The 24240-nt window shown below is 33.0% G+C and carries 22 protein-coding genes and 1 tRNA gene; 17 read left to right on the top strand and 6 right to left on the bottom strand.

What is annotated here, in order from left to right:
- Positions 1–5 precede the first annotated feature (5 nt).
- From LK443_RS08545 to LK443_RS08500, 10 genes are all read left to right on the top strand, one after another.
- Entirely contained in the window at positions 6–755 is a 750-nt protein-coding gene (locus tag LK443_RS08545) for an acyl-[acyl-carrier-protein] thioesterase (RefSeq protein ID WP_227931491.1), read from the top strand.
- Positions 756–964: 209 nt separating this feature from the next.
- Positions 965–1576: a 30S ribosomal protein S4 gene (gene rpsD / locus LK443_RS08540; RefSeq protein ID WP_227931490.1), complete on the top strand. Its 612-nt coding sequence runs from the start codon at positions 965–967 to the stop codon at positions 1574–1576.
- 257 nt (positions 1577–1833) lie between these two features.
- Positions 1834–3663, top strand: coding sequence for a DNA primase (gene dnaG, locus LK443_RS08535; RefSeq protein WP_227931489.1), 1830 nt, complete (start codon positions 1834–1836; stop codon positions 3661–3663).
- A gap of 15 nt (positions 3664–3678) precedes the next feature.
- Positions 3679–4803, top strand: a complete 1125-nt coding sequence (rpoD, locus tag LK443_RS08530) for an RNA polymerase sigma factor RpoD (RefSeq protein WP_227931488.1) — start codon at positions 3679–3681, stop codon at positions 4801–4803.
- Between the two features lie 60 nt (positions 4804–4863).
- A complete protein-coding gene (locus tag LK443_RS08525) occupies positions 4864–5736 on the top strand; it encodes a DUF368 domain-containing protein (protein ID WP_227931487.1) in 873 nt (290 codons plus the stop codon).
- The gene (locus tag LK443_RS08520; RefSeq protein WP_227931486.1) at positions 5737–6258 is read left to right on the top strand and encodes a phosphatase PAP2 family protein; all 522 of its coding nucleotides are present in this window, start codon (positions 5737–5739) and stop codon (positions 6256–6258) included. It begins immediately after the preceding gene.
- A 327-nt stretch (positions 6259–6585) separates the two neighbouring features.
- Entirely contained in the window at positions 6586–7551 is a 966-nt protein-coding gene (locus LK443_RS08515; protein ID WP_227931485.1) for an iron chelate uptake ABC transporter family permease subunit, read from the top strand.
- The gene (locus LK443_RS08510) at positions 7548–8537 is read left to right on the top strand and encodes an iron chelate uptake ABC transporter family permease subunit (protein WP_227931484.1); all 990 of its coding nucleotides are present in this window, start codon (positions 7548–7550) and stop codon (positions 8535–8537) included. The genes LK443_RS08515 and LK443_RS08510 overlap by 4 nt, the downstream gene beginning before the upstream one ends.
- Entirely contained in the window at positions 8515–9264 is a 750-nt protein-coding gene (locus tag LK443_RS08505; protein ID WP_227931483.1) for an ABC transporter ATP-binding protein, read from the top strand. Before LK443_RS08510 ends, LK443_RS08505 begins: the two co-directional genes overlap by 23 nt.
- A 9-nt stretch (positions 9265–9273) precedes the next feature.
- Positions 9274–10227, top strand: a complete 954-nt coding sequence (locus LK443_RS08500) for a siderophore ABC transporter substrate-binding protein (RefSeq protein ID WP_227931482.1) — start codon at positions 9274–9276, stop codon at positions 10225–10227.
- 26 nt (positions 10228–10253) lie between these two features.
- On the opposite strand, the gene rnjA is transcribed toward LK443_RS08500, so the two are convergent.
- From rnjA to def, 4 genes are all read right to left on the bottom strand, one after another.
- Complete coding sequence (gene rnjA, locus LK443_RS08495; protein ID WP_227931481.1) at positions 10254–11951, bottom strand: ribonuclease J1; 1698 nt, start codon at positions 11949–11951, stop codon at positions 10254–10256.
- Positions 11951–12166 (bottom strand): DNA-directed RNA polymerase subunit epsilon, encoded by a 216-nt coding sequence (locus tag LK443_RS08490; protein WP_227931480.1) that lies wholly within the window; start codon positions 12164–12166, stop codon positions 11951–11953. The genes rnjA and LK443_RS08490 overlap by 1 nt, the downstream gene beginning before the upstream one ends.
- A 69-nt stretch (positions 12167–12235) precedes the next feature.
- On the bottom strand, positions 12236–12934 hold the full coding sequence (locus LK443_RS08485; protein ID WP_227931479.1) for an HAD family hydrolase: 699 nt from the start codon (positions 12932–12934) through the stop codon (positions 12236–12238).
- A complete protein-coding gene (def, locus tag LK443_RS08480; RefSeq protein ID WP_227931478.1) occupies positions 12927–13484 on the bottom strand; it encodes a peptide deformylase in 558 nt (185 codons plus the stop codon). Before def ends, LK443_RS08485 begins: the two co-directional genes overlap by 8 nt.
- Positions 13485–13682: 198 nt before the next feature.
- Between def and LK443_RS08475 the strand changes: the two genes are divergently transcribed.
- From LK443_RS08475 to LK443_RS08460, 4 genes are all read left to right on the top strand, one after another.
- Positions 13683–14450 (top strand): isoprenyl transferase, encoded by a 768-nt coding sequence (locus tag LK443_RS08475; protein ID WP_416217918.1) that lies wholly within the window; start codon positions 13683–13685, stop codon positions 14448–14450.
- The gene (locus LK443_RS08470) at positions 14447–15247 is read left to right on the top strand and encodes a phosphatidate cytidylyltransferase (RefSeq protein WP_227931477.1); all 801 of its coding nucleotides are present in this window, start codon (positions 14447–14449) and stop codon (positions 15245–15247) included. The genes LK443_RS08475 and LK443_RS08470 overlap by 4 nt, the downstream gene beginning before the upstream one ends.
- A 9-nt stretch (positions 15248–15256) precedes the next feature.
- The gene (rseP, locus tag LK443_RS08465) at positions 15257–16519 is read left to right on the top strand and encodes an RIP metalloprotease RseP (RefSeq protein WP_227931476.1); all 1263 of its coding nucleotides are present in this window, start codon (positions 15257–15259) and stop codon (positions 16517–16519) included.
- Positions 16520–16606: 87 nt separating this feature from the next.
- Positions 16607–20932: a PolC-type DNA polymerase III gene (locus LK443_RS08460; RefSeq protein ID WP_227931475.1), complete on the top strand. Its 4326-nt coding sequence runs from the start codon at positions 16607–16609 to the stop codon at positions 20930–20932.
- Positions 20933–21027: 95 nt separating this feature from the next.
- On the opposite strand, the gene LK443_RS08455 is transcribed toward LK443_RS08460, so the two are convergent.
- Together LK443_RS08455 and LK443_RS08450 are read right to left on the bottom strand one after the other, a co-directional pair.
- A tRNA-Arg gene (locus tag LK443_RS08455) sits at positions 21028–21101 on the bottom strand.
- A 179-nt stretch (positions 21102–21280) separates the two neighbouring features.
- Positions 21281–21496, bottom strand: coding sequence for a hypothetical protein (locus LK443_RS08450; RefSeq protein WP_227931474.1), 216 nt, complete (start codon positions 21494–21496; stop codon positions 21281–21283).
- A 69-nt stretch (positions 21497–21565) separates the two neighbouring features.
- On the opposite strand from LK443_RS08450, the gene LK443_RS08445 reads away from it, so the two are divergent.
- The 3 genes from LK443_RS08445 to LK443_RS08435 all read left to right on the top strand — a co-directional run bounded on the left by LK443_RS08445 (position 21566) and on the right by LK443_RS08435 (position 24214).
- Entirely contained in the window at positions 21566–22309 is a 744-nt protein-coding gene (locus LK443_RS08445) for an N-formylglutamate amidohydrolase (RefSeq protein WP_227931473.1), read from the top strand.
- Positions 22310–22457: 148 nt separating this feature from the next.
- A complete protein-coding gene (gene pflA, locus LK443_RS08440; protein ID WP_227931472.1) occupies positions 22458–23219 on the top strand; it encodes a pyruvate formate-lyase-activating protein in 762 nt (253 codons plus the stop codon).
- 65 nt (positions 23220–23284) lie between these two features.
- On the top strand, positions 23285–24214 hold the full coding sequence (locus tag LK443_RS08435; RefSeq protein ID WP_227931471.1) for a manganese-dependent inorganic pyrophosphatase: 930 nt from the start codon (positions 23285–23287) through the stop codon (positions 24212–24214).
- Positions 24215–24240 lie beyond the last annotated feature (26 nt).

Below are 24240 nucleotides of genomic sequence, written 5' to 3'. Positions count from 1 at the left end.
GAGCTATGACGGTTGATGTAATTTGCAAAATAGAGCGTACTATTCTTCCTTATGAATGTGATTGGAATGGAAATTTACTATTAAGTCAAGCTTTAGGAATGATGATGTTAGCTTCTAGAAAGCAACAACAACAATTAGAAAATCCCAACTTGATTTATGAAAAAGGCTATACATGGATCGTGATTCGACATGAAATTTCGATTCATCGAATGCCAAAAGTAGACGAAGAAGTCATTATTGAAACACAAGCGATTAGCTACAATAAATTTTTTACTTACCGTGAATATCGCATTCTTTCAAAAGAAAGAGAAGAGTTGTTTGAATGTATTACGACATTTGCAATGCTTGATATGAAGGTACGTAAAATTGTTTCAATAGATGAAGAAGTTGTGTTGGAATATCCACTATCAATCGGAAAAGAAATGAGAAAAGCAACTCGAATTCCTAAAAAAGATTTTTCAGATGCTAAAACGGGAGAATACAAAATACGAATCCATGATATTGATGCTAATCTCCACGTCAATAATGCTCGTTACTTTGATTTTGCTTTTAGTGAATTAGGAATGGAGTATTTTAATAGGCATCAGTTGAAACAAGTTGTCATTAAATACGAAAAAGAAGTATTACCAGAATCAACGATTTCGTGTTTTACTTTATGGGAAGAAAATCAAAAGAGAAAACAAACGTATCATTTAATTTCGCAAGATGGAAATCGATGTGCGAATATTCAAATGGAATGGGAAGAAATCGTATAAAATAGTTTGCATTTTATTCAAACATCTGATAAAATAATTTTTGTGTAAAATATGCAGCAGAAATAAGAGAAGCTCGTCAACAGTCCTATCCATTAAGAGGAAGGTAGTAACCACGGCTGCAAAGGTGAACCCTAGTAGAGACTGCACGAATCTACTGTTTCGCAATTATTTTACTCCAAAAAAATTTTTTATTATTGGAGGAATGTTCAATGTCACGTTACACTGGACCAAGCTGGAAGTTATCTCGTCGTTTAGGCATTTCACTTTCAGGAACAGGAAAAGAAATCGCTCGTCGTCCATACGCACCAGGTCAACACGGACCAAATAACCGTAGTAAATTATCTGAGTATGGTCAACAATTACAAGAAAAACAAAAATTACGTCATATGTATGGTATGAACGAACGTCAATTTGCTACTTTATTCAAAAAAGCTGGCAAAATTAAAGAAGGTAAACATGGTGAAAACTTCATGATCCTTCTAGAACAACGTTTAGATAACGTAGTTTACCGCTTAGGATTAGCTTCAACTCGTCGTCAAGCTCGTCAATTAGTAAACCACGGTCACGTTACTGTAAATGGTAAACGTGTAGATATCCCTTCATTCCAAGTACAAGTTGGAGATGTTGTTGGTGTTCGTGAAAAATCACGTAACTTAACAATCATTAAAGAATCTTTAGAATCTTTATATGGTCGTCCAGAATTTGTTACATTTGATGAAGAAAAATTAGAAGGTTCATTAAACCGTCTACCATTACGTGATGAGTTAACATCTGATATTGACGAATCATTCATCGTTGAATATTATAACAAATTAGGCTAGTCATTTTTTATACTAGCTGTAGCCCAAGAATTGCGGTATTATTGCATTCTTGGGTTTTTATTTTTTGTCAAAACTAGCTCAAAATTGAAAAATGACAAAAGTTTGCCCCATTTTTGCCCTCTTATTTTTATTTTTAAAAGAAAAGTAAAATTAGTTGAAACAATTTTCATTTGATGATATTATATATCCTGTATTATTAGGGATATTAGGCGTGTTAGGAGAAGTTCCTTAATATTTCAGGAAAAGGAGGCAGTTTTATGAGTCAAGTTATTCCTGAAGAAACACTGAATCAGATTCAATCACAAGTAAATATTGTGGATATTATTAGTCAGTATGTTTCTTTGAAAAAACGAGGAAAGAATTATTTTGGCCATTGTCCTTTTCATGATGAGCGCACACCTTCCTTTTCAGTAACAGAGGAAAAGCAACTCTATCATTGCTTTAGTTGTGGTAGAGGAGGATCTATTTTTTCTTTTATAGCAGAAATCGAAGGACTTTCTTTTGTTGAATCTGTAGCAAAAGTTGCAGAATTAGCACAAATTCCATTTGATAATAAATATTCGGTTTCTAAACCATCTGTTCAAGATACGCATCAACCGCTCATAACAGCACATGAAAAAGCGGCTGAATTTTATCAACATGTGTTATTACAAACACGTGGCGGTGAAAAAGCATTAGATTATCTACAAAATAGAGGATATACATTAGAAACCATTCAAACATTTAAAATGGGACTTGCATTAAAAGATCGCACGTATGTGACGAATTTAATCAAACAAATTCCATTAACACCTCAACAGATGGAAGAATCAGGATTATTCATTTCAAGAAATGATGATTTTATCGATCGATTTTATCATCGAATCATGATTCCTCTTCGAAATGAACAAGGAAAAGTGATTGCTTTTTCTGGTCGAATATTACCACAGGATGAGGAAATGGGTGATGAACAAGAAGCTAAATACTTAAATAGTTCAGAAACTCCTATCTTCAATAAGCGACAGTTCTTGTTCAATTATGATTTAGCCAAATCAGCGATTCGTAAATCAGGACAAGTTGTCTTATATGAAGGTTATATGGATGTCATTGCTTCTTGGCAAGCCGGTGCAAAAAATGGGGTAGCATCCATGGGCACCTCATTAACAAAAGAACAAATTCAAATCTTATCGAGAGTGGCAAATGAAATTATTATTGCCTATGATAGTGATAGAGCGGGATTGGATGCAACAAATCGGGCGATTGAATTATTGCAAGAAAATTCATCTTTAACGATTTCAATTTTGTCTTTAGATGCTGGAAAAGATCCAGATGAGTTTATCCAGCAAAGAGGAGCGGAAGCTTATTTAGAACAATTGTTTCATTATACGGAATCTGTTTTTCAGTTTAAAAAACGATATTTTTCAAAACAATATCGCTTAGAAATTGAACGAGAGAAAGTGCAATTTTTAGAACAAATGACACTGGAGTTAGCAAAAATTTCTAAACCTATTGAGCGTGAGTTTGCGATAAAATCATTATCGGATGAGTTTGGAATTTCGGTTGATTTACTTTCTAGTCAAGTTTATTTTGCTCAGAGAAAATTTAAGCAACAATCTTCTCAATCAACAAGACAGTGGACAACAAGTTCTGTAAAAATTTCTCAGGAAAGTCCGATGGAAATTTCTCAGAAACAACTTCTCTATCGTCTGTTACATTCTCCGGAAGCATGGAGTTATTTATTAAGGGAAGATGAAGAGTTCGAATTTCCTTTTGTTGACTATCAACAATTTTATATTTTGTTGAAAAGTTATCGTGAGCAACATCTTGAAGAGTTACTTGTTCAAGAATTTATGAATTTTTTAGATGAATCGGATACCGTGAATCGTAATTTATTATCGATGATTGAATGGCTAGAAATGCCACAAGAATGTACGGAAAAAGAGATTCATGACTTAATGTATTTTTTATCAAGAAAAGAAGATTTAAAACAACAGTATCAAAGATGTTTGCAAGAAATGAAAGAAGCTCAATTATCAAATGATGCAACAAGAGCCAATCAATTGATGATAGAGTTAGTCAATATTCAGAAACAATTAAAAAAATCATGAATGGAGGAATAGTGGATGACGGTTGAAAAAAATAAGAATGGTCAAACGCTAAAAGAAGCTACAAGTAAATTACTAGCAGAACGAAAATTGTTTGGACAAATTTTATATGATGATTTATCAGCACAAATTGCGATTCCATACGAATTAGATGCAGAAGGAATGGATAAATTAATTCAACAATTCGAAGATGCTGGTGTGAGTGTAGTAGATGCAGATGGCGGGCCAACTAGTCGTCAATTATCTTCAGAATCTGAAAAAGAACCTGAAGTGGAAATGACAGAAGACGAAACAGCATTATCGTCAAATGTAAAAATTAATGACTCTGTTCGTATGTATTTAAAAGAAATTGGACGTGTTCCATTATTAAGTGCGGATGAAGAAGTAAACCTTGCTTTACGTATTCAACAAGGAGATCAAGAAGCAAAACAAGAATTAGCAGAAGCCAACTTACGTTTAGTAGTATCCATTGCGAAACGTTATGTAGGACGTGGAATGCAATTTTTAGATTTAATTCAAGAAGGGAATATGGGCTTAATGAAAGCTGTTGAAAAATTTGACCATACAAAAGGGTTTAAATTTTCAACATATGCTACATGGTGGATTCGTCAAGCAATTACTCGTGCGATTGCTGACCAAGCACGTACGATTCGTATTCCAGTTCATATGGTAGAAACAATTAATAAATTAGTTCGTATCCAAAGACAACTATTACAAGACTTAGGACGCGAACCTACTCCTGAAGAAATTGGAGCAGAAATGGATTTACCAACAGAAAAAGTGAGAGAAATTCTAAAAATTGCTCAAGAACCAGTGTCATTAGAAACTCCAATCGGGGAAGAAGATGATTCACATTTAGGAGACTTTATTGAAGATGATAATGCAACAAGTCCAGCTGAACATACAGCTTATGCATTATTAAAAGAACAATTAGATGAAGTATTAGAACAATTAACAGATCGTGAAGAAAATGTATTACGTTTACGTTTTGGCCTAGACAAAAATGGAGAAATCCGCACATTAGAGCAAGTAGGTCAAGTATTTGGAGTTACTCGTGAAAGAATCCGTCAAATTGAAGCGAAAGCACTTCGTAAATTACGTCATCCAAGTCGTTCAAAACAATTGAAAGATTTCTTAGACTAGTATTGATGGAGACTGGGCAGTAGCCTAGTCTCTTTATTTTTAGAGTGAAAGGAGAAACTTATGTTTCGTCAAATTTTAAATGGATTTTGTATGGCGTTAGCCGATAGTGTTCCTGGTGTTTCTGGAGGAACGGTAGCTTTTATTATGGGGTTTTATGACCAATTTATTGGTTCTATTCATGATATGGCATTTGGAAGTAAAAAGGAAAAGAAAGATGCTTTTACTTATTTAGTAAAAATAGGAATTGGTTGGGCAATTGGAATGGTGAGTGCCATTTTAGTATTATCTTCATTATTTGAATCTCATATTTATGGAGTCAGTTCTTTATTTATTGGATTTATTGCAGGAGCGATTCCATTAATGATAATAGAAGAAAAAGAATCTTTGAAAAAACCATTAATGGGAATTTTTTATATTTTACTAGGAGTGGCTATTGTTGCAGGAATTACTTGGATGAACTCTCGTACAGGTAAAGGAAGTTTTGATTTAAGCCAGTTTTCTATTGTAGATTCCATTAAATTATTTTTTATTGGAATGATTGCTATTTCTGCAATGTTTTTACCGGGAATTTCTGGTTCAACATTATTATTAATTTTTGGAGCTTATATTCCAGTTGTTTTTGCAGTGAAAGCAGTGTTAACTTTCCAATTAGCATATGTTCCAAGTTTAGCTATTTTTAGTTTAGGGGTATTAGCAGGAGCTTTATTTGTTGTTAAAGCCATTAAATATTGTTTAGAACATTATCGTAGTCAAATGATTTATGGCATTATTGGAATGATGATTGGGTCATTTTATGCGATTGTAATGGGGCCAACAACCTTAAAAATTCCTCAAGAAGCGATGAATTTTTCAACATTTTCGCCAATTGCAGCTTTAGTTGGTTTGTTATTAGTATTAGGATTACAAAAATTAAAAGAAAAGGATTCTAAATAGATGACAGAATTACAAATTCTCGATGGATTTCAAAAATTGCATCATCCATTATTAGATCCTATCATGATTTTCATTACTTCATTAGGGAATGTTGGATTCATTTGGCTAGCTCTGATTGCAGTTTTGTTAATGAATAAGAAAACAAGATCTTTAGGGATTCTTTTAGGGATTGCGGTAGTAGTTAACACGATTTTGTGTAATGGTTTGATTAAACCAATCGTAGCAAGAACTCGTCCTTATGAGGTTAATTCTGCGGTTTCTTTATTAATTTCAAAACCATTAGATTATTCATTCCCATCCGGACATACCGCTATTTCATTTACAGTTGTTAGTGTATTGTATTTCCTTCGTATGAAAAAGTACTGGATTATGGCTTTCGTTTTAGCAAGCCTCATCGCTTTTTCAAGAATGTACTTATACGTTCATTATCCAACAGATGTATTAGTAGGAGCAATCGTAGGAACATTCAGTGGGTGGCTCACCGTAAAATGGAGCCAATCAAAACATAGAAGATTTGTATAAGAAAAAGGTATAAAAGTGGAGTTATAGCTCTACTTTTATACCTTTTTTGTGGAGAACACGATAAACTTCTTACAGTAGTATGAGTAATAGAATCTGCAGAATCAGATTCTATTACTGGAAAATTCGAGACCAAGGCTCGAATTTTAGGCATGAGACTTGCAAAGCAAGGCTGCTGCTGTCCAAATACTACTGTATCCCAGAAGTCTATATAATTTTTTCGTGATTAGAATAAGTCAAATCTTCCCAAAACCCATTGCAATCACAGAAATTTTTGGTAAACTGATATTTATGTAATTGAGAATGATTATCAATTAGGAAGGAGAGATTATGAAATTTAAACATTTATGCATCCTTTTACTCATCCTATCATTAATTTCTTTATCAGTTGGAGCACAAACATTTTCTTGGGAATTATTCATCCAACATAATGTTAAAATGCAACAGGTCTTTTGGTTATCTCGAGTACCTCGACTATTAAGTGTAATTTTAGCAGGAAGCTCCATGAGTATCGCAGGATTATTAATGCAGACAATGACTCAAAATGAATTTGCAGCACCTAGTACAATTGGTACCACTGAAGCAGCAAAATTAGGACTATTATTAAGTTTATTCTTTTTTAATGGACCTAGCTTATTTCAGAAAATGCTATGTGCCTTTATCTGTTCATTTGCTTTCACAATTGTTTTTATTATGATTCAGCAATCCTTACAATTGAAAGAGAAGTGGATGATTCCTTTAGTAGGATTAATTTTTAGTGGAATGATTTCAGCCTTTACAAATATGATATCGTATCAATTTCATCTTGTACAAAGTTTAACGTCATGGACACAAGGATCCTTCTCCATGATTCAAACAAATCAATATGAATGGTTATTCTTTGGTTTAATCATCATTATAGTTTCTACAAAATTGGCGCATGTTTATACAATTGCTAATTTAGGTGAATCCATTAGTTTGAATTTGGGAATTTCTTATAAGCAGTTAGAATGGTTAACCTTATTATTAGTATCACTTACAACGAGTGTTACGATGATAACGGTAGGCTCACTTCCTTTTATAGGAATTATTATTCCAAACTTAGTACGCTATTTATCAGGAGACGACTTAAAAAAGACGATACCACAAACAGCCCTATTAGGTGCAGTACTAGTCTTAGCATGCGATATTATTGCTCGATTAGTCATTCCACCTTATGAAGTATCGGTTAGTCTGATTTTAGGGATTGTCGGAGCCGGTCTTTTAATGAGTCAGATATTAAGAATTAGCTCGCAAAGAAGGGGGAGCATTCGATGAAGAAAAGAACCCTTCTATTAACAATCACATTAGTAAGCTTATTACTCATTATCAGTGCAATTTTCTTATTTTTTCCAATCGGAAATATGGGAAATTTCTCTGTTCTCTTATTTAAAAAGAGAGTTTTAAAATGGTTAGTCATTTTATTGGTTAGTTTATGTGTTTCAATATCTACTATTAGTTTTCAAACAATTGTACAAAATCGATTTTTAACACCGGGCGTTCTTGGAATTGAGAGTGTCTTTGTATTGTTTCAAACGATGGTTTATTGGGGACAATTAAGTCTAGGAATGGAAACAGCTCCAAATCTATGGATTTCAATGTTGACGATTGTGTTGCAGATGATCTTTTTCTTCTTCATTTATCGAGCCTTTAATGATTTATTATCGATTCCATTTTCGATGTTATTATTTATTTGTTTAGCCTTTGGAACATTATTTAGAAGTTTAAGTACATTTGTTCAAGTATTAATGGATCCAAATGAATTTGATAAATTGCAAGGAAAATTATTTCCTTCTTTTCAAAGAATGCACCATCAAAGCGAATTAGTCATTGTAGTCGTTATTCTAACAGCTATCTCAGTAATCTATTTAATAAGAAAACATATGGTATTAAATGTATTTCACCTTGGGAAAGTTCAAGCACAAATACTAGGTGTAAATGTAGCGAAAGAAGAGAAGTGGATTTTATTAGTAATTGTTTTACTAACAAGTCTATCGACAACATTAGTAGGTCCGATGCAATTTTTAGGTTTTATGATTGCAAATGTAACGTATCAATGGCTTAAAGATTACCGACACTTACATATGTGGACGATCGCATTTTTATTAGGAAGTATTTTATTACTAGGAGGACAACTTGTTATCGAGAAGCTTTTTCATTTAAATATTCCAATCAGTGTCGTCATTGAATGGTTTGGAGGATTATTATACTTTGTATTGTTAATGAAAGGAAGGTACCGTAGTGGAATTAAAAAATATTCATAAAGCATATGATACGGTAGTTGTCGATTCCGTTTCATTAACGATTCCAAAAAATCAGTTAACAGCTTTTATCGGACCAAATGGAGCTGGAAAATCAACTTTAGTTTCTATTATGAGTCGATTATTACAGAAAGATTCTGGTCAATTATGGATTAAAGGTAAAGAAATTGAAGCTTGGAATTCTAAAGAACTAGCAAAAGAATTATCCGTTTTAAAACAAAATCAATCTTTTCAAGTAAGTTTAACTGTAGAAGAGTTAGTTAGCTTTGGGCGATATCCTTATTCAAAAGGAAAGTTATCGACACTTGATTATCAAATGATTGATCAAGCATTAAAACATACGAATTTGTTAGAGTTAAGAGATCGTTCGATACAAACTTTATCAGGTGGACAAATGCAAAGAGTATTTATTGCAATGGTATTAGCTCAAGATACAGAGATTGTTTTATTAGATGAACCTTTAAATCATTTAGATTTAAAACAAGCGGTAGAAATTATGAAATTACTGCGTTATATGGTAGAAAATCTCGATAAAACAGTCGTTATCGTGATGCATGATTTAAATATGGCAATTAACTTTTCTGATTATTTAGTAGCCTTTAAGGAAGGAAAATGTGAGTTTCATGGTAATACCATGGATGTGGTTACGAATCAAACCTTATCAGATTTATATGAAATTGATATTGAAGTGATAGAAGTTTCTGGTAAAAAATATATTACAGTAAAGTAGGAGAGAATAATGAAAAAATTATTAACAACAGTAATGATGGGAGCAACATTTTTATTAGCTTCTTGTGGTACAAAAACAACAACTGTGACATCAACAACACAAGAGAATACAGTGAAACAAGTACAACTAACAGATGGAACAGAAAACGTTGAAGTGAACACAAATCCAAAGAAAATTGTGACATTTGACTTAGGTTCAGCAGATACATTACGTGCAATTGGACAAGGTGAAACAATCGTCGGAATGCCAACAAAACCATTACCAACTTATATTAAAGATTTAGGGGGAAAAGTTCAAAATGTAGGTAGCATGAAAGAACCGGATATCGAAGCGATTGCAGCAATGCAACCAGACTTCATTATTGCTTCTGCACGTGTAAAAGATTTTATTCCTCAATTAAAAGAAATTGCTCCAACAGTTATCTTTAATGTAGATAGCAAAGATTATTGGGGTTCTGTTCAAAAAAATATTAAAAGTTTAGCGAGCTTATTTGATGAAGCAACTCAACAAAAGGCAAGTGCTCAAGTGAAAGAATTACAAACAACGATTGATACAATTGCAGCTCAAAATGAAAAACATAGCGAAAAAAGTTTAGCGATTATGTTAAACGAAGGTAAAATGGCTACATTTGGTGCACAATCACGTTTTGGCTTCTTATACCAAGATTTAAAATTCCGTCCAACAGATGCTAAAATTGAAGAAAGCAGACATGGACAAGAAATTAGTTTTGAAGGTGTTAGTGAATTAAATCCAGATATTTTATTTGTATTAAATCGTACATTAGCAATTGGTGGAGATAATTCTAAAGCAGATTCCTTAATGAAAAATGAATTAATTCAAGCTACAAATGCTGTAAAAAATAATAAAGTGGTAAACTTAACTTCTGATTTATGGTATTTAAGTGGTGGAGGACTAGAATCTACTAAATTAATGTTACAAGACTTACAACATGTATTTCAATAAAAAAAGACGACGCAAGTCGTCTTTTTTTATTCTTCAACATCTTCTGCGCTAACACCCATTAAGACTGGTAAAATCATTGGGCGACGAGCTGTTTGTTTATATAAATAAGGATTTAACGTATCGATAATGAGATTACGTAATGATCTCTCATTTAAAGGTTCGTCAGCTTCATTGATGAAGGCTTGTAATTCTTCTTTTAATATTTGTTGAGCTTGATTCAATAATTCACCGGATTCACGCATATAAATGAATCCTCGAGATAAAATTTCAGGGCCTGTTACTAATTCACGTCCGTCATAATCCACGGTTGCAACGACAATCACTAAACCGTCTTGAGATAAAGTTTTACGGTCGCGTAACACGATATTTCCGATATCTCCAATACCATTTCCGTCTACATAAACATCTCCAGCATAGAAATGTCCAGCACGACGAGCAGAGTCACTTGTTACTGCTAAAATATCTCCATTACTTAAAATAAATGAATTTTCTTTAGGGATTCCAACTTGACTTGCTAAGTTAGCTTGGATTTTTTGCATTCTGTATTCACCGTGAACTGGCATGAAATACTTCGGTTTCATTAATCGTAACATTAATTTTTGTTCTTCTTGAGAACCATGTCCTGAAGTGTGAATATTATTTAATTTACCATGAATAACTTCAGCTCCAGCTTCAGATAGTAAGTTAATCACACGATTTACTGCAGCTGTATTTCCAGGGATAGGAGAGCTTGAGAAGATGACCGTATCTCCAGGTTGTACAGAAATTTGACGGTGATTTCCATTTGCAATACGACTTAAAGCGGCCATTGGTTCACCTTGCGATCCTGTACATAAAATAATTACTTCTTCAGCAGGATATTGGTTAATATCACGACCATCGATAAATGTATCATCTGGCGCAGAAATATATCCTAATTCACGAGAAGTAGCAAAGCTAGCTTCCATACTGCGTCCGAAGACAGCAATTTTACGTCCAGTTGCTACCGCAACATCTGTTACTTGTTTTAAACGAGAAACATTCGATGCAAAAGTAGCAAAAATAATACGACCTTCAACACGTTGGATAATTTCTTTAATCGATTGTCCAACGACTTGTTCTGATTTAGTGAATCCAGGAACTTCTGAGTTTGTACTATCTCCTAAAAGAACTAGTACACCTTCTTCACCAATTTGAGCCATTTTGTGTAAATTAGCCGGTTGTCCTACAGGTGTGAAGTCAAATTTATAGTCTCCTGTAAATACAATATTTCCAGGAGGAGTTTTAATGACAATACCGAATGCATCTGGAATAGAGTGAGTAGTGCGGTAAAAACTTACTTGAGTTTTTCTAAATTTAATAACTGAATCTTCATCAATTTCATGCAAGATAGCATCTCGAAGTAAGCCATGTTCTTCCAGTTTGTTTCGAATGAGTGACATTGCCAATTTAGTCGCGTAAATTGGAATATTTACTTGTTTAATTAAGAAAGGAATACCACCAATATGGTCTTCGTGTCCATGAGAGATGAAGAGACCTTTAACTTTACTTTGGTTTTGAATAATATAGCTATAGTCAGGAATAACATAGTCAATTCCTAATAAATCATCTTCAGGGAACTTAATTCCAGCATCTAAAATAATTAATTCATCCTGGAATTGGACGCCATAGGTATTCTTTCCGATTTCACCTAAACCACCAAAAGCGAATATGCCCGTTTCATTATTTTTGATTGTTGGTTTCATTAGTTAAACACCGTAACTTTGAAATCAGGATTCTTTTGTTCATATGCTAAATGTTTTTCATCTAATTCTTGAATGAACTCAACATTGTATTCAGTGTTTTCGTCTACTAAACGACGAGCTTCAACTTTATCTTGAGCTTCTACATATAGAGATAAAGTATTTTCACGACGTGGTGCTTCATTTTTTGATGGTTGGTATGTAATTTTAAAAATCATTTTATAACTCCTTATTTGTTCAATTTATATTCAAAATTATTTTAACATAAAAGTACACTTTAAGTACAATTATCTGTGTAATATTTGTTGAATTAAAGGAAATACATCCTTCGGTTCTTTAGCTACATCACACGATAAATTTCCTGCATCCATTTGATGATATTTTGTAAATTGAATCGGATGCCAATTCGCTTGAATAGCCCCTTTAATATCTGTATGGATATCGTCTCCAATCATAAAATACTCATCAGCAGAAATTTTTGATTCGACATGATGAAAAGCTTGAATACTTGGTTTTTTAGCTTGAATAGATTCTGAGATAAACCAAAAATCTTCAGGAATCCATTTGGATAAGTTTAATTGGTACAGTTTATTTTTCTGATGGTTGGTTGGACCATTCGTCAAAATAGCGATTTGATATGATTCTTTATTGCATTGTTGAAATATTTCGATCCAATCGTTACAAAGAGTAATTGCATTTAAAGTGTCTTGATAAGCTTTATGAAAATCTTGAATTTGTTCAGGAGATAAGTTGATTCCTACATCTTTAAAAGTTTTAAAAACTCTATCGTTATGAGACTCTTTTAAAGTCATACTTCCTGCTGTAAATTGTTCAAAAGCTTCGTTGCTTCTTACTTGATAAAAATGGTAGAGCATTTTTTCATCAATATTAGGTGTTGCAAACCGGCAAAACGTTTTAAAAAATACTTCATTTTTAGAATAAAGGGTATCATCTAAATCAAATATCACTGCAATTCTTTTATCCAATTACGACAGCTCCTTCTGGAATATAAAGTGGTTGAGATTGGTTAATATGATCATAGAACATGACTCCGTTTAAGTGGTCAATTTCGTGTTGAACTACAATGGCTTCATAGTCTGTCAATGTTTTAACTTTCTCTTCACCTTCTGGGGTGAAATATTTCACTGTTATTCGCTGTGGTCTTAAAACCACTCCGGGAACTTCACGATTAACGGATAAACATCCCTCGCCTTCTTTTAAGCAAGTTTTCTTAACAGATTCTCTTAAAATGCGAGGATTGATCCAAACTTCATCTAGTAAAGCGGGTTCGTCTTGATATCCTGGAATTAAAAGAGCAATCATTTGAATTTCTTTTCCTAATTGTGGAGCAGCTAATCCCACTCCAGCACGTAATTCATATTTTGCAGCAATTTCTTCATCTTGACTATTATGTAGAAATTCTAGCATTTCTTTAGCTAAATGCTGCAAGTCATCTGACAATGGGAAAGTAATTTTTCCCGCTCGTTTTCTTAAAGCTGGATGACCTTCTAGTACTATATCTTTCATCGTAATCATTTTCTTTTTTCTACCTCCTATTTGCTTCTTTTCCTTTAGCATTATAGCATTTTTTTCCGAAGAACACCATGGTAGAAACATTGATTCAATAGTTTATCTACGAAAGTCTAAGAATGGGTTAAAAGCAGAGGAATAAACTACCCAATGTGCTATTTTTCTGTTACAATGAGAGAGTATTTCATAAGTAAAGGAATTGAAATGATGCTTTTTTGGAAAAAGAAAAAAGAAACAAAAATGATTGAATTAGATAAAACAAATATTCCTCAACATATTGCTGTCATTATGGATGGTAATGGACGTTGGGCGAAAAGTAGAAATTTACCTCGAATTGCTGGTCATAAAGAGGGAATGAGTACGGTTAAAAGAATAGCTATTGCTGCAGATGAATTAGGTGTAAAGGCTATGACAATGTATGCTTTTAGTACAGAAAACTGGAAGAGACCTACTGAAGAAGTAAGCTTTTTAATGAAACTTCCTGGTGATTTTTTTAGTTCATTTATGCCTGAATTGCAAGAGAGAAATATGCGTATTCGTTTAATTGGATTTACCGATCAATTACCAGAAGCGACAAGAAGAGTCGTTGAAAAAGCTGTCGAGGATACAAAAGACAATACAGGAATGACTCTATGTTTTGCTTTAAATTATGGTTCTAGAGCAGAAATTCTTCAAGCAGTAAAAGAAATTGCAGCAGATGTATCAAACGGTGAGTATGATGCAGAATCCATTAATGAAGAAGTATTTGCGAATCATTTACAAACGAATTTTTTAGGAGATTTATCGCAACCAGACTTAATGATTCGTACAAGTGGTGAACAACGGTTAAGTAATTTTCTTTTATGGCAATTAGCATATAGTGAATATTATTTTACAGATATTTTTTGGCCAGATTTTAGTAAAGAAGATTTAGAACAAGCGATTTTAACGTACCAGAAACGTCAGAGACGATATGGAGGATTAATTTCATGAAGACACGTATTATCACTGCCATAGTTGCCTTGATGTTGTTTGTTCCTATTTTAATCATTGGTGGGCATTTATTAAAAGCAGTTATTGCATTTTTAGCATTTGTTGCGGTTTTTGAATTTTTCCAAATGAAGAAATTATCGATTTTTTCTTTTGAAGGATTTTTAACGATTATTGCTACACTATCGATTATTTTTGCAAGAGCACCCATAATTGAATTGCCAGTAGGAGTAGATTTCTTTTATATTTTCTTCTTATGCGTCATGTTGTTAATGTCGTTAACGGTATATAAAAGTGAGATTCTTTCCATTGAAGATGTCAGTTTCTTATCACTGATAGCTTTATATGTTGGTGGAGGATTTTCCGGAATTTTATTTGTTAGAGAATATGGTTTTGGAATGGTAGTCTTTGTTTTCTGTATTATTTGGGGTACAGATACGTTTGCTTATTTTACAGGAAGAGCTTTTGGTAAACATAAATTAGCTCCAGCGATTAGTCCGAATAAAACAATTGAAGGTTCTATTGGTGGAGTGATTGGAGCTATAGGCTTAGGAACTATCGCTTTAAAATTATTTAATCCATTAGGATTTCATTTTATCGAAATGACCATTTTAATGATTGCCTTATCTGTATTTGGGCAATTAGGAGATTTGGTGGAATCTGCTTATAAACGTAGATTTAATGTAAAAGATTCTGGAAAGATTTTTCCAGGTCATGGAGGAGTATTAGACCGATTTGATTCAACATTTTTTGCAATGTTCATGTTTCAAATTGTATTGAAATTTTTTGGTACTCATTAAGGAGGACATATGATTAAAACAATTATTGCATTTTTATTTGTATTTGGTGTTATTGTGATCATTCATGAATTTGGACACTTTTATTTTGCAAAACGTGCAGGTATTTTAGTAAAGGAATTTGCCGTTGGAATGGGACCAAAAGTATTCCAAGTGCGTAAGGGTGAAACAGTTTATACATTACGATTATTACCCGTTGGTGGATATGTTCGTATGGCAGGTCATGAGGAAGATGATCAAAATATTAAGCCGGGTATGATGGTGACACTTCGTTTGGAAGATGGAATGGTTCAGCAAATTTCATTTGATCCATCAACTGGATTAGAACAAGGAATTCCTTTCCAAATTGAATCTTGTGATTTACAAGAAAAGATGGAAGTAAGAGGATATAAACCTCAAAAAGAAGAATTAGATATATTAAAGGTTTCTAAAAAAGCAACCATTATAGAAGAAGATGGAACAGAAGTTGTCGTTGCTCCAATTGAACGTCAGTTTAATTCAGCCAGCTTAAAAAACCGTATGTTAACAAATTTTGCGGGTCCGATGAATAATTTTATTTTATCGATTATTACATTTATAATCGTGGCATTTCTAGCAGGAGGAGTTCCTTCTCAGGAAGCAGTAGTTGGAAACTTTGCAAGTGAATCTGCTGCTCAAACAGCTGGTTTACAAGTTGGAGATAAAATTATTGAAATTGAAGGACAACCAGTACAAAAATGGGGAGATATTAGTAAACAAATTTCCCCACGAGCTGATCTTGAAACAAAACTTGTCATTGAACGAAATGGAACTCAACAAACGATTGTAGTAACGCCTAAAGCGTATGACTTATCAAATGGATCTAAAGTTGGGGTTTTAGGAATTGAATCGGCGAAGAAAACAGATGTATTGTCTAAAGTACTGTATGGATTTACTCAAACTTGGTTTGTGATCAGTTCAGTATTCTTAACGATTGCATCCTTCTTTACAAAAGGATTTTCGATTAATCAATTAGGTGGTCCAGTAGCCATTTTCTCAGTAACTTCCCAAGTGGCTCAAAGTGGATTTATTTCTATTTTGAATTTCTTAGGATTAATTAGTGCAAATTTAGGAATGATGAATTTATTACCTATCCCTGCATTAGATGGTGGAAAATTAGTTCTTAATGTAATTGAAGGGATTCGTAAGAAACCATTAAGCCCTGAAAAAGAATCGTATATTACAATTGCTGGGGCAGTATTCTTAATCATTTTAATGATTTTAGTGACATGGAATGATATTAGTAAATTATTTTAACAAGTAACAGGAGGTAAGTGATGGTTTTCTATAATAACAGAATAGAAAACCACACTTATTTTTTCAGTTTTAGAGAGGAGTGATCAAGTGTCAGAACATCAACAACAATTATTTTTAACGTTAATGAATCAATTGCAGCTAGACAATGAAGAGTTTTTACAACCAGATTTTGATCAAGCCTTATTAACAAAAATTGATATTACAAAAAGTATTCCTGAATGGTGTTTTCATATTGAGACAAATCAAGTCATTCAGTACGAAAAATTCAAACGTTTCTATGAACAATTAAAACAGACTTATGAAAAAATTGCTCAAGTGAGATTAATGGTGAATACGAGAGAAGAATCTGCAATTACCCAAAAACAAATTCAAGCGTATTGGGAAATGGTTCTCTTTCAATTAGAACAAGAATCACCGTTAGTTGTACAATTACTTTCTGGACAAATCCCTATTTGGAATCAGAAAAAAATACAATTTCATTGCCCAAATGAAATTACCAAATCTCATGTCAATGAAAATTACATCAAAAAAATTCAACAATATTTTGAGAATTTTGGATTTCCAAAATTGGGCGTTGAAATTATTGTCAATGACGAATTAGGTAGTCAATTAGAAGAAGAGTTACGGATCAAACATGAAACGATTGAACAAGTATATCAAGAAAAAGCTGTTCAACAAAAGGAAAATCAAGAAACAGCAGCGTCTAAACTTGCTGCAGTCGATACAGATTCATCCATTTTATATGGAAAAGCAATTCGTAGTAATTTAGAAACAAAAGATATTGCAGATATTTATGAAGAAGAGCGAAATGTATTAGTCGAAGCGCAAATTTTTGATATTGAAATTCGTACAAGAAAAGCAAGTGGAAAGTCCTTTGCGAATATTAAAATGACGGACTACACTTCATCGATTGGGGCGACTTTATTTCCCTCAACAGCTGAAGATGAAGAACGTTTAGCAGACTTGAAAAAAGGAACATGGGTCAAAGCGTACGGAAATATTGAGAATAATAAATTTTCTCAAGAATTAAACATGATTATTCGAGATATGAAGAAAGTCGATCATATTGGTCGAATCGATCGCGCTCCAGAAGACCAAAAACGAATTGAATTGCATTTACATACCAATATGTCGGTCATGGATGCAACGAATTCTGCTAGTGATTTAGTGAAACAAGCAGCTAAATGGGGACATCCTGCTGTAGCCATTACAGACCATGCAAACTTACAATCGTATCCAGAAGCTCATGGAGCAGGAAAAGGAAATAATATTAAAATTTTATATGGATTAGAAGGAAATATTGTCGATGACCAAGTGAATGTTGCCTATAATCCACAACATATTTTATTAGAAGATGCGACTTATGTCGTATTTGACGTGGAAACAACTGGTTTATCAGCTATTTATGATTCCATTATTGAATTAGCAGCCGTTAAAATGCATAAAGGAAATGTTATCGATAAGTTTGAAGAATTTATTGACCCAGGACATCCATTATCTGCGACAACGATTCAATTAACAGGTATTACAGATGATATGGTTCGTGGCTCTAAATCACAAGCACAAGTGTTGAAGGAATTTTCAGAATTTACAAAAGATACTATTTTAGTAGCGCATAATGCCAGTTTCGATATGGGATTCTTAAATACTGGATATGAAAAAGAGGGCTTGGAAAAAACAACTCAACCGGTTATTGATACATTAGAGTTATCCAGATTATTACATCCACAATTAAAATCTCACCGATTAAATACATTAGCAAAACGTTATAATGTTGCCTTAGAACAACATCACCGTGCGGTATATGACTCAGAAACAACTGGACATTTATGTCATATTTTCTTAAAAGAAGCAGCCAATGATCATGGACTCATTTATCATGACCAATTGAATACGAACTTACATCCAGAAGAAGTGTTCAAAAATGGTCGTCCGTTCCATGCAACGATTTTTGCAAAACATCAAGCAGGATTGAAAGAACTCTTTAAAGTAGTTTCAGCTTCAAATGTACAATATTTTTATAGAGTTCCTCGAATTTTACGTAGTATGTTAATTGAAAATAGAGATTCATTTTTAATTGGGTCTGGATGTAGCGAAGGGGAAGTCTTTGAAGCAATGATGCAAAAAGGCTATGAAGAGGCAAAAGAAAAGGCTCAATTTTATGATTATATTGAAATTATGCCAAAAGCAGTCTATCGCCCATTAATTGATAAAGAATTAATTCGAAATGAACACCATCTAGAAGAAATTATTAAAAATCTCGTGAAATTAGGAGAAGAATTGGATATTCCAGTTGTTGCAACAGGGAATGTTCACTACTTAAATCCTGAGGATAAAATCTATCGAGAAATCTTACTAACATCTGTGAATAATGGACAAAAATTGAATTATCCAGATGTTCACTTTAGAACGACGAATGAAATGCTAGATGAATTCGCCTTTTTAGGAGAAAAAAAAGCTTTTGAAGTCGTTGTGACAAATACTCATTGGGTTAATGATCAGCTAGAAGTGATTATTCCAATTAAAGATGACTTATATACGCCTAAAATTGAAGGGGCCGAAGATGAAATTACAAAATTAAGTTATGATAAAGCTCATGAATGGTATGGAGAAGAATTACCAGAAATCGTTGAGAAACGTATCGATAAAGAATTAAAGAGTATTATTGGAAATGGATTCTCGGTTATTTACTTAATTTCTCAAAAATTAGTGCATAAGAGTAATGAAGATGGGTATTTAGTAGGTTCCCGTGGATCTGTTGGTTCTTCTTTAGTAGCAACATTAACGGGAATTACCGAAGTAAATCCATTAGCACCTCACTATCGTTGTCCAAACTGTTGTTATTCAGAATTTTTTGATGATGGTTCTGTTGGTTCAGGATTTGATTTACCAGAAAAAAATTGTCCAAACTGTGGAACACGTCTTGCAAAAGATGGACACGATATTCCATTTGAAACGTTCTTAGGGTTCTACGGGGATAAAGTACCCGATATCGATTTAAACTTCTCAGGGGAATATCAACCACAAGCGCATAACTATACGAAAGTGTTATTCGGAGAAGATTATGTATATCGTGCAGGAACCATTGGTACTGTAGCAGATAAAACAGCCTTCGGATATGTAAAAGGATATGAACGAGATTTAGGATTAGAATTTAGACAAGCGGAAATTGATCGTTTAGCAAAAGGATGTACAGGAGTAAAAAGAAGTACCGGACAACACCCAGGGGGAATTATTGTAATTCCAGATTATATGGATGTTTACGATTTTACTCCAATCCAATTTCCAGCTGATGACCAAAATGCAGAGTGGAAAACGACACACTTTGATTTCCACTCCATCCATGATAATGTGTTAAAACTCGACATACTTGGACACGATGATCCGACTGTGATTAGAATGCTACAAGATTTATCAGGAATTGAACCGAAGGATATTCCACCTGATGATCCAGAAGTGATGAAAATCTTTGGTGGAACAGAAGTGTTAGGCGTTACGCCAGAACAAATTGATTCTAATACGGGTACACTCGGAATTCCTGAGTTTGGTACAAAATTTGTACGTGGAATGTTAGAACAAACAAAACCAAGTACATTTACAGAGTTACTACAAATTTCAGGACTATCTCACGGAACAGACGTATATCTTGGAAATGCCGAAGAATTAATTCGACTACATGGCATTCCACTTTCGGAAGTAATTGGATGTCGTGATGATATTATGGTGTACTTAATTCATAAAGGTGTCGAAAACGGTGCTGCTTTCAAAATTATGGAAGGCGTACGTAAAGGAAAGGGAATACCAGAAGACTATCAAGCCATGATGCGAGAAAATAATGTTCCAGAATGGTACATTGAATCTTGCTTGAAGATTAAGTATATGTTCCCGAAAGCCCATGCGGCAGCCTATGTATTAATGGCTTTACGTGTAGCATGGTTTAAAGTTCATAAACCTTTATTATATTATTGTGCTTATTTCTCAGTTCGTGCTCAAGACTTTGATATTGTGGCAATGTCACAAGGAAAAGAAATGATTAAGCAAAGAATGAAGGAAATTCGTGACAAAGGAAATGATGCAAGTGCGAAGGAAGTAAACTTATTAACCGTACTTGAACTAGCGAATGAAATGTGTGAACGTGGATTTAATTTTAAAATGGTTGATATTGAAAAATCTGATGCAGTGAATTTTGTCATTGAAGGAGATAGTTTAATTGCTCCATTTAGATCAATTCCAGGATTAGGGTTAAACGTAGCCAACAAAATTGTTGAAGCAAGACAAGAACAACCATTTATTTCTAAAAAAGATTTAGCAACACGTGGGAAAGTTTCTAAAACTTTAATTGATTATATGACTGAGAATAAAGTATTAGAGGACTTACCAGATGAAAATCAATTATCCTTGTTTGATTTTTAGTCGAAAAAGAGACGACTCGAGTCGTCTCTTTTTGAACTGTAAAAGTTTTATCATAAAACAAAAAAGAACGTTGAAATATCAACGTTCCTTGCTTACGTTCTAGGAGGGATTCGAACCCCCGACCGTTCGCTTAGAAGGCGAATGCTCTATCCTGCTGAGCTACTAGAACAGTACAAGAGTTATTATAGCAATATGTCTAATAACTGTCAATACTTGGAATGAATAAAATTTGCTTTCCAAAATCTATTATAATCTTAGAGACCGTTTCATTTGTTGCTTTGGATAATACTTTAGTCGGAACTCTTGTAATTGATTTAAGGCATAATCAATCACTTCACCAAAAGTCATTCAAACTTCTGTAGTTATTTGTCTTGTTTCTTCAGGCATTTCAACAGTATCTTGTTCATTACGATACGATAAAAGAAAATTTTGTTTAAACTCTGGATTATAAGTAATGGCAGCTAATCCTTTTCTATCTTCACTATATGGAGCTGCACAATATAATACATCAGCTGTAAATTCTAATAAATAAGAATACATTTCATCAATTTCACGTTGACTCATTTGATTCACCTCTCTAAAATAAAGTATACTAAATTTACTTAATAATCTCAGTATTACTAGGAGGATTTCATGAATTCATATATCACTGTAAAACAAGTAAATCATGCTTCTCCTATTTTATTGTCTATTCCTCATTCTGGATTAAAAATTCCTGAAGAAATTCAAGTACGAATAAATCCAAAAGCAAAACGAATTCATACTGATTGGGAAATGGATACATTCATTAAAGACTTTCCATTTACAAGTATTTCTTCGAAACTTACGAGATATATCGTAGATGTGAATCGATCAAAATATACTTCTAAAACTTCCACACGATCAATCATTCCAAAATATGATGAAGTTGGAAATCCATTATTTAAACAATATCCTTCTAAAGCAATCCAGCAACAATGGCTAAAGGAATTTTATACCCCTTATTACGATGCAATATTGGAACAAATATCCTTAAAAGAACAAAATTTTACAAAAATTTGTTTACTAGATTTACATAGCTATGATGATAAATATTTTAAAACAGAAAAAATTATTATTAGTACTAGGAATGAAGCAACCATTTCAAAAAAATCGTTGGAATTTATTGTAAGTTGTTTTGAAAAAGAAAAACTTTCTATTCAAGTAGATACACCATTTAAAGGTGGAAATATTATTCATGAATTATCCAAACAACCGAATGTAGAAGCAATTCAAATTGAAATACCTTATTCTATATATTTATTTGAAAATAAACTTGATAAAAATAAAGTAGAAATCATACAAGAAAAATTATTGAACGTCTTTTTGAAAATAGAAGAATTTTATACTAATTTCTAGTTTAGATACTGAATTAGAAATTACTTTGAAACATTACGCACTGAAAAATGTAGTTGACGAAACAAGCCTCTAACCGTTTTTATGAAAAATGTGTTATAATGGTAACAAATCATGTTAAAAGAGAATCGAAAAAATGGAGGGATTATGAATGAGTGAACCAGTTGTTGGATATATTCATTCTACAGAGAGTTTTGGGTCAGTTGATGGACCTGGCATTCGGTTTGTAACATTTATGCAAGGCTGCCGAATGAGATGTGAGTTTTGCCATAATCCAGATACTTGGAATATTGGAGCGGGACAAAAAATTACAAGTCAAGAATTATTAGAGGAAGCATTACGTTATCGTGCCTTTTGGGGGAAAAAAGGTGGCGTAACAGTGAGTGGAGGAGAACCTTTACTACAAGTTGATTTTCTAATTGATTTCTTCAAACGTTGTAAAGCAATGGGAATTCACACTACATTAGATAGTTGCGGAATGCCATTTACGTATGATGAACCATTCTTTAGTAAATTCGAAGAATTATTAGAATATACAGATTTAATTTTATTAGATATTAAACATATTGATGATGAACAACATAAGAAATTAACTGCTTGGACTAATAAAAATATTTTACAATTAGCAGAATATTTATCAGAAAAAGGTCAACCAGTTTGGATTCGTCACGTACTAGTTCCTGAACGCTCAGATTATGATGAATATTTACAAAGATTAAGTGATTTTGTAGCAGGATTGAAAAATGTATTAAAATTCGAAGTTTTACCATATCATCGTTTAGGCGTTTATAAATGGAAAAACTTAGGGATTCCATACAAATTAGAACATATTGAACCACCAACAAAAGAACGTGTTGCAAATGCGAATCGTATTTTAAGAACGCAAGAATACAAAGGATATTTAGATGTTTAGATTGGTTTTCTAAATATTGTGTGGTAAAATAATCAGTATAAAAATTATAAAAGTGAGGATAAAAGATGAGTAAATTATTAGTTTTTGGACACCAAAATCCAGATACAGATGCGATTACATCAGCTATTTCGTATGCTTATTTATTAAAACAATTAGGAGAAGATGCAGAAGCAGTTGCACTAGGTGAGCCTAATGAGGAAACTCAATATGCATTAAATTATTTTAATAGAACAGCTCCTCGTGTTGTCACTTCATTAAGTGAAGAAACAAATTGTGTAGCATTAGTAGACCATAACGAAGTTCAACAAAGTGCTAGTGATGTTGAAAAAGTTGAAGTACAATATGTTGTGGATCATCACCGTATTGCGAATTTCCAAACGGCAAATCCTCTATTCTATCGTTGTGAACCAGTAGGATGTACAAATACGATTTTATTTAAAATGTATAAAGAATACGGAATCGAAATTCCAAAAGAAATTGCAGGATTAATGGTTTCAGCTATTGTTTCTGACACATTATTATTCAAATCACCAACATGTACACAACAAGATATTGAAGCAGCAACTGAATTAGCTCGTATTGCTGAAATTGATGTAAACTCTTATGGATTAGAAATGTTAAAAGCAGGTACAAATTTATCTACTAAATCTGAAGCAGAATTAATTGATTTAGATGCTAAATCATTCCCAATGGGTTCTTACAATATGCGTATTGCACAAGTGAATGTTGTGGATGAACAAGAATTATTATCTCGTAGAGAAGCATTAGAATTTAGCATGAAAGAAGCAAATGCAACTCATGGTTACGATACTTTCTTATTAGTAGTAACTAATATTTTAACAAGTGTATCTACTGGATTAGTGGTAGGGGAAGCGTTAGATACTGTTGCTAAAGCATTTAATACTGAGTATGAAAATGGTTTATTGATTTTACCAGGTGTTGTATCTCGTAAAAAACAAGTTGTACCACCATTAACAGTTGCTTTCGAAAACTAGAATGAATTTATGTTGAATCCGAACTA

The sequence above is a fragment of the Granulicatella elegans genome (assembly GCF_020735385.1).
Taxonomy (GTDB): domain Bacteria; phylum Bacillota; class Bacilli; order Lactobacillales; family Aerococcaceae; genus Granulicatella; species Granulicatella elegans_B.
The sequence above is the reverse complement of the archived record's forward strand: the minus strand, read 5'-3'. Positions and strand labels throughout refer to the sequence as shown.

Excerpts from the sequence above, each read along its gene's own strand:
- LK443_RS08545 (WP_227931491.1), top strand. The coding sequence starts at position 6 with ATGACGGTTGATGTAATTTGCAAAATAGAGCGTACTATTCTTCCTTAT.
- rpsD (WP_227931490.1), top strand. The coding sequence starts at position 965 with ATGTCACGTTACACTGGACCAAGCTGGAAGTTATCTCGTCGTTTAGGC.
- dnaG (WP_227931489.1), top strand. The coding sequence starts at position 1,834 with ATGAGTCAAGTTATTCCTGAAGAAACACTGAATCAGATTCAATCACAA.
- rpoD (WP_227931488.1), top strand. The coding sequence starts at position 3,679 with ATGACGGTTGAAAAAAATAAGAATGGTCAAACGCTAAAAGAAGCTACA.
- LK443_RS08525 (WP_227931487.1), top strand. The coding sequence starts at position 4,864 with ATGTTTCGTCAAATTTTAAATGGATTTTGTATGGCGTTAGCCGATAGT.
- LK443_RS08520 (WP_227931486.1), top strand. The coding sequence starts at position 5,737 with ATGACAGAATTACAAATTCTCGATGGATTTCAAAAATTGCATCATCCA.
- LK443_RS08515 (WP_227931485.1), top strand. The coding sequence starts at position 6,586 with ATGAAATTTAAACATTTATGCATCCTTTTACTCATCCTATCATTAATT.
- LK443_RS08510 (WP_227931484.1), top strand. The coding sequence starts at position 7,548 with ATGAAGAAAAGAACCCTTCTATTAACAATCACATTAGTAAGCTTATTA.
- LK443_RS08500 (WP_227931482.1), top strand. The coding sequence starts at position 9,274 with ATGAAAAAATTATTAACAACAGTAATGATGGGAGCAACATTTTTATTA.
- rnjA (WP_227931481.1), bottom strand. The coding sequence starts at position 11,951 with ATGAAACCAACAATCAAAAATAATGAAACGGGCATATTCGCTTTTGGT.
- LK443_RS08490 (WP_227931480.1), bottom strand. The coding sequence starts at position 12,166 with ATGATTTTTAAAATTACATACCAACCATCAAAAAATGAAGCACCACGT.
- def (WP_227931478.1), bottom strand. The coding sequence starts at position 13,484 with ATGATTACGATGAAAGATATAGTACTAGAAGGTCATCCAGCTTTAAGA.
- LK443_RS08475 (WP_416217918.1), top strand. The coding sequence starts at position 13,683 with ATGATGCTTTTTTGGAAAAAGAAAAAAGAAACAAAAATGATTGAATTA.
- LK443_RS08470 (WP_227931477.1), top strand. The coding sequence starts at position 14,447 with ATGAAGACACGTATTATCACTGCCATAGTTGCCTTGATGTTGTTTGTT.
- rseP (WP_227931476.1), top strand. The coding sequence starts at position 15,257 with ATGATTAAAACAATTATTGCATTTTTATTTGTATTTGGTGTTATTGTG.
- LK443_RS08450 (WP_227931474.1), bottom strand. The coding sequence starts at position 21,496 with ATGAGTCAACGTGAAATTGATGAAATGTATTCTTATTTATTAGAATTT.
- LK443_RS08445 (WP_227931473.1), top strand. The coding sequence starts at position 21,566 with ATGAATTCATATATCACTGTAAAACAAGTAAATCATGCTTCTCCTATT.
- pflA (WP_227931472.1), top strand. The coding sequence starts at position 22,458 with ATGAGTGAACCAGTTGTTGGATATATTCATTCTACAGAGAGTTTTGGG.
- LK443_RS08435 (WP_227931471.1), top strand. The coding sequence starts at position 23,285 with ATGAGTAAATTATTAGTTTTTGGACACCAAAATCCAGATACAGATGCG.